Origin of the sequence: Paenibacillus turpanensis (genome assembly GCF_011421635.1) — a bacterium.
GTDB classification, from domain to species: Bacteria; Bacillota; Bacilli; order Paenibacillales; family YIM-B00363; genus Paenibacillus_AK; species Paenibacillus_AK turpanensis.
Genome location: NZ_WTLI01000043.1, coordinates 1 through 6468, shown reverse-complemented (window position 1 = coordinate 6468; position 6468 = coordinate 1). Strand labels below are relative to the sequence as shown.

Annotated in this window: 2 protein-coding genes; both read right to left on the bottom strand. The window is 54.9% G+C overall.

Annotated features, from left to right (window positions below):
• Positions 1 to 1968 (bottom strand): condensation domain-containing protein (locus tag GQS10_RS22520; protein ID WP_166246510.1); only part of this gene is annotated, 1968 nt, incomplete at its 3' end.
• 11 nt (positions 1969 to 1979) lie between these two features.
• Positions 1980 to 6468 (bottom strand): non-ribosomal peptide synthetase (locus GQS10_RS22515; protein ID WP_166246508.1); only part of this gene is annotated, 4489 nt, incomplete at its 5' end.

Below are 6468 nucleotides of genomic sequence, written 5' to 3'. Positions count from 1 at the left end.
GCCGAACATGCGCTCCGCCCACTCGATCAGGTTGATTACCGGCTGATGACGGACGATCACGCCCTTCGGTACACCGGTGGAGCCCGAAGTGAAGATCGCGTAAGCCGGCTGGTCCGCCGCTGCGCCTTCGAGCGCAACAGGGTTCGCCTCGTCGAAGCCGGACAGCAGTCCCGGCTCGTCGAGCAAGACCCCGCGAGCGAGCCCTAGCTCGGGCAGCAAACCCTCCAGCGCATAAAGCTTCTCGGCATGCCGCGCCTGCGTCAGCACAAGCGGCACCTTCATCGAGCCGAAGATGTGCTCCAGCCGCGCCGCCGGGAAGGACGGCTCGACCGGGATGTAGGCCGCGCCGGCCTTCAAAATGCCGAGCACGCCGGCGATCATGTCAAAGCCGCGGTCCATCATGATGCCGATGAACGTGCCCGGCACGACGCCCTGCTGCAGCAAGTAGTTCGCCACCTGATTGGCGCGGCGATTCAGCTCGCCGTACGGCAGCTCCTGCCCGTCCATGCACAGCGCAGCCCGCTCAGGATAGCGTTCGGCCTGCACTTCGAACGGCTCATGGATGCGAAGCGAACGGTTGTATTCCCGTTCTGTCGCATTCCACTCCCACACGAGCGTGCGGCGTTCCTCCGGCGTGGCTGTCTCGATTTCCGATAAGCGAATCTCAGGGTTTGCCGATACCTGAGATAAAATGTACATGTAGTGGCTGAGGATTTGCTCCACTTTCTCCACGCGAACTGCGCTTTCATTGAATTGTACCTTCAGCTTAATGGAGCTGCCCGGAACAATGATCAAATTAAAATCGTAGTTCGTCTGTTCGAAGCTTTCCTCATCCGCTTCAATCGTGAAGCCAAGCCCCAGATCCTCGCTCATGCTCTCTACTTCTTTGGATACCGGGAAATTCTCAAATGCTATCAGGTGATCAAACAGCCCTTCCTTCAAGCTGCGCTCCGCGTGAATTTCATACAGCGGATAGTATTCATAGCTTCTTGCCTGTGCCGAGGCTTCATGAAAGGCGGCTGCCAGCTCGGCGAATGTTTCCACTCCCTCAGAGCGAACCCGGGTCGGCAGCGTATTTATGAACAAGCCGATCATTTCCTCGACACCCGCAAGCTCGGCCGGTCTTCCCGACACGACGGAACCAAACACGGCATCCTGGGTGTGGTTATACTTTTGCAGAAGAACTCCCCATGCCGATTGCATAAAATTGTTTAGTGTTACCTTGCATTCTCCCGCCGCTTCCAGCAGCGCTGCGGACTGCTCGGCATCCAGTACGCGAGAGAACACGTTATAAACGTAATCGCCGCGCGCGGCATGGGCGCTTTTCAGAATCGGGGTCGTTTGCCCAAAGCCGTCGAGATACGTTTTCCAGAAAGCGGAAGCCCGGGCTTTATCCTGTTTTTCCAGCCAATCGATGTATTGGCTAAATGGAGCCGGAGCCGGCAAGCTTAGGGCTTGACCGGCACAGAGCGCCTTATAAATTTCGAAAAACTCTCCGAACAAAATGCTCATACACCAGCCGTCCATCAAAATATGATGGTGGCTCCAAATGACGGTGTACTCCTCATTGCCCGTTTGCAGCACAGAAACCCGCATTAGCAAATCCGAGGTCGGATCGAAGCCTCTTTTTTTGTCCTGCTCGATCCAACGTTTCTCGTATTCGGCCTGCTCCCCGGCTTCCATCGGATAAGCGGCTTCGAACCGGACCTCCGCCTTTCGCTCCTTTAGTACGACCTGCAGCGGTTTCTTCACTTGATCGTAAATAAAGATGGTACGAAGCACCTCATGCCTTTGAATTAATCTCTGAAAGCTCTCGACAAAAGCAACCTTGTCCAAATGGCCTTTCAGACGCATCACCATTTGCTCGAAGTAAGCGTGTGAATCGCGATCCGTAATGGAATGAAACAGCATCCCCGATTGCATGGGTGACAATGGATACACTTTTTGGATCTCGGCCCCGTTTCCCACAGCGATTCCTCCTAAAGTTTGATTTTGCTGGCAACTAGACTGGAAAGGTCATGTAGCTCATCGATCGAAAGCTCGTTATTCGTTCCGAGATCGGACGGAGTTAGCTCTCGTTCTGTTTTGGCACAGCAGTGGTTGATCAGGTCCAGCAGCTTTGCCTTAAACGCGTCCGCTAGGCTGCGAATCTTCTCGGATGTAAACTCCTGAGTACTGTAGCTAAACGAAAACTGCAGCTTGTGATCCGTTACAGCTCCATTGATATCCAGCGCAAATTCCCGTTTCCGCTCGGCTCCGATTTCATGTCCGCTCGAAACGGAGGATATTTCAAATTTCCCGTCTGATCCGCCGGCCGTAAATTCTCCGAAATAGTTAAAGCTGATCTCCGGCTGCCATGCGGCGGACAGCCCCCGTCCGGTAAGCTTCAGCCAGCCGTAACCGATCCCTTTGCCCGGAACGGCCCGGAGCTGCTCCTTCACCGACTTGATTTGATAACCCAAATCCACTTGGGAAGGCAGCGTCAGCAGCACTGGATATTGGCTGGTGAACCAGCCGACCGTACGGGAAACATCGGCGTCCTTAATGATCGATTCTCTGCCATGGCTCTCCAGGCTGATCGCAATTTGTTCCGATTTGCACCACTCGGACAAAGCCATGCCGAGTGCGGCGAGTAAAATATCGTTTATATCGGTGTTGTACGGTTTGTGAGCCTCGGTCATCAGCTGCTTTGTCTGCTCCTCTGTCCATTCCACCGATTCCCATGCCGTGGAGGCAGCAGTCGGCTGTAACTGCGCGGCCGCCTCCTTTGGAAGCTGACCTGCTGCAGCATTTTCAATCGCTTTCCAGTGGGAAAGCTCTCGGTCGAAGGCGCCGTCAGCGGCCAGCCCGTGCAGCTTTTCCGCCCAGTCCTGCAGCGAGGTTGTCTTCTCCTGTAATTGTACAGGCAAGCCCTGCTTCGCTTGGGTATAGGCAGTGTCGAAGTCCTCCAGCAGGATCCTCCAGGAAACGCCGTCCACCACCAAATGGTGAACGATCATAGCCAAGTAATCCCGATCCGGTGCATGGAATAAAGCGACAGTGACGAGCGGCCCGTGTTCCAAACTAAACGAGCCTTGGAGCCGGTCCAGCTCCTTTGTTACCTTATCCTGAGACTCCTTTTCCTCAAGCAGGTCAAACTCGTAGAAATGGAACGCTTCTTCCTCGCTGCGGAGTAACGGCCGGTTCCGCTGCTTCCATTGACCGTCCTCTTGGAAAAACACCATTCGCAGCGCGTCGTGATGCTCGACCAATCGGCTCATTGCGGTCTGAATGTGAAGCGGGACAAGCCTTTCGCTGCTGCATTCCAGCACAACCGATTGGTTATAGTGATGCAGCTCTTTATCGTCGAAGGTAAAGAATTCGTTTTGAATCGGCGTCAGCCGAACATTACCTTCTACCGGCTCCTGCGGGATCACAACTGCCGCCTGTTTGACATGAACGGCCAGCTGCTCCAGCGTCGGATACAGGAACAGCTTGGAAATATCAAGCGTCAAGCCATGCTTGCGCAATCGAGAAGCCAGTTGAATGGCTTTAATCGAGTCGCCGCCCAAGTCAAAGAAGTGATGCTGTCTGCCAACCCTCGGAACTCCTAACAGCTCGCTCCAAATTTCAGAGAGCAGTCCTTCCACCTCACCTGTCGGTTCGACGTAAGCAGAGTCGTCCGTCGCCGGAGCCTGTAGAACAGGCAGCCGAGTCCGATCAATTTTCCCGTTCGGTGTTAAAGGAAGCTTGTCAAGCTGGACAACATGCGCCGGAACCATATAACCAGGAAGCTCCCGCAGCAGCGATTCCTTTAATTCCTTTGCATCCAGCGCAGCAGCTTGATCCATGACAACGTAAGCACAAAGCGTCTTGGATCCCGACAGCTCAGTACGGTCAACGACCGCACACTCGCGCACCATCGGCTGTTTCAAAAGCACCGCTTCGATTTCACCCAGCTCGATCCGGTACCCGTTAATTTTCACCTGCCGGTCGCTTCTGCCCGCGAAGATCAGATTGCCGTCGGGCAGCCAGCGCACCACGTCACCCGTTCGATACAGCCGCTCCCCAGCCACGAATGGATTCGGGATGAAGCGTTCGGCGGTGAGCTCCGGCCGGCCATGGTAGCCTCTGGCTACCCCTTTGCCGCCAATATACAATTCTCCGTATACACCAGCGGGCTGTAGTCGGTGCAGGCGGTCAAGCACATAAAAGCTGGCATGCTGCAGCGGCTTCCCAATCGGTACGGTCGTCGTCGTAAGCTCATCGATCGTGGTCGCTTCGTAATAGCTTGAATCGATGCACGCTTCGGTAACGCCGTAGCTGTTCAATATGCGCATCCGCGAGCCGAACTGCTCCATCAGGAACACAAAATCTTCCTTCGAGCAGCTATCAGAGCCTAAAATGAGCAGCTCCAGATGGTCGACCGGTAAACGCTCCTCCGCGATATATTGCATAAGCGGTACAACCAGGGCCGGTGTCGACTCAAACAAAGTAATCCGGTTTTGCTGCAAAAGGTCATACAGTGACGGCGGGTTCAGCTTCACATCCTCCGGACAAATGACCAGATGACCGCCATTTAACAGCGCCCGGGACAAATCTCCGGCAAATACGTCGAACGCAAAGCTCGCCATTTGCAGCAGCCGAACCGGCATCGTCTGAAGCCGATATTCCGTGATCCATGCAGCGGAAGCCTGCATCCAGCTTTGATGCTCGATCATGACTCCCTTCGGCTTCCCCGTCGTACCGGAAGTGTAAATCATGTAAGCAAGATCGCCCGGCTGAACCGTAGTCCTCGGATTGTCCTTGGCCTTGTCAAGCATCTCCACAGACTCCGCGAGATGATCAAGATCAAGATCAAGCTCTACAACAACCCCGCTAAACACCACCCGCTGTTGAAGCTGTCGGTGCGTCACCAGCCATTTACTGCCGCAATCATCCAGCATGAACTGAATCCTCTCCTGCGGATAATTCGGATCGATCGGGACAAAGGCTCCCCCAGCCTTCAAAATCGCGAGCACACCGACGATCATATCCAGCGAACGCTCCGTCATAATCGCGACGGCCGCATTCGCAGCGACTCCATGCTCAATTAGCTGGTGAGCCAGACGATTCGCCTTCGCGTTTAATTCCGCATAGCTCATTTGATTGCTTCCATAGCGAATGGCTGCATGATTCGGCGTCCGTTCCGCCTGCACTTCAAACCATTCATGGAAGGTACCGCAGACGGGCTCTACTGCAGCTGCTCGGCATGTATTCCAATCCACAGTCATGCGTGTACGTTCGTCCTCCCGAAGGAGGCTGATCTCCGCCAGCGGAGCATCCGGTTCATCCGCGATGCTCGACAGCAGCTTCATGTAATGCTCGGATAACTGCTCAACCGTCTCTCTGCGGAAAAGCCTTGTCGAATATTCAAAGCTGAGCGTAATCCCTTCCTCTTCCTCAAGAACATCAAGACTAAGATCAAATTTCGAAGTCGGGCTCTCCAGCATCAATGGTGTAATTCGTACTTGATCCAGGCTCAGCTCTTGATTCGGCTTATATTGGAAATCGAACATCGTATCGAATACCGGGTTGCGGCTGACATCACGGCTCATATCCAGCTTTTCAATCAGCAGCTCAAACGGATATTCCTGATGCTCGCCGGCACGCAGGGTGCTGTCCTTCACGCGAAGCAGCAGCTGCGTAAAGCTTTCTTCTTCGCTCAGCTCCGTGCGAATGACCAGTGTGTTAACGAACATGCCGATTAGGGCATGAAGATCGTCCTGCGTCCTTCCTGCGATCGGCGAGCCGACGAGGATCTCTTGCTGTCCCGTATATCTGGAGAGCAGGAGCTTATACGCCGCTAAAAACACCATGTACAGCGTGCTGCCGGTTTGCTGGGCGATTCGGCGCAGGGAAGCAAGTGTTTCTGCCGGCAGCTCCGCATTCCATCTTGCACCTTCAAAGGTTTGGAAGGCCGGGCGCGGATAATCGGTCGGCAGCTCCAGCACCGGAAGCTCGCCGGACAGCTGCTCCAGCCAGTAACGCTCATGCTCGCGGAACGCTTCCGATTCGGCGTATTTTTGCTGCCATACCGCATAATCCCGGTACTGCACGCGCAGCGGCTCCAGCGGCTCGCCTGCGTACAGCTTCCTAAATTCCTCGATGAACACGCCCATCGAAACGGCATCCGATATAATATGGTGCATATCAGTGAACAGCACATACCGTTCCTCTCCCGTACGGATCACGGCCGCCCGGAACAGCGGCGCCTTGGCCAAATCGAACGGCTGCACGAGCTCCTCCATCATGCGAGGCAGCTCCTCCTCGGTGCATTCCAGCGTAGTAATATCCAGCTCCATCGTGTCCCGCACGATCTGTACCGGCTCCCCATTCCGCAGCTCAAAGCCTGTCCGCAGCGTCTCATGCCTATCGCACAGCTGCTGCAGCGCCGACTTCAGCCGATCAAATTCAAGCGGTCCCTCAACCGCCATAAATTCCGGGATG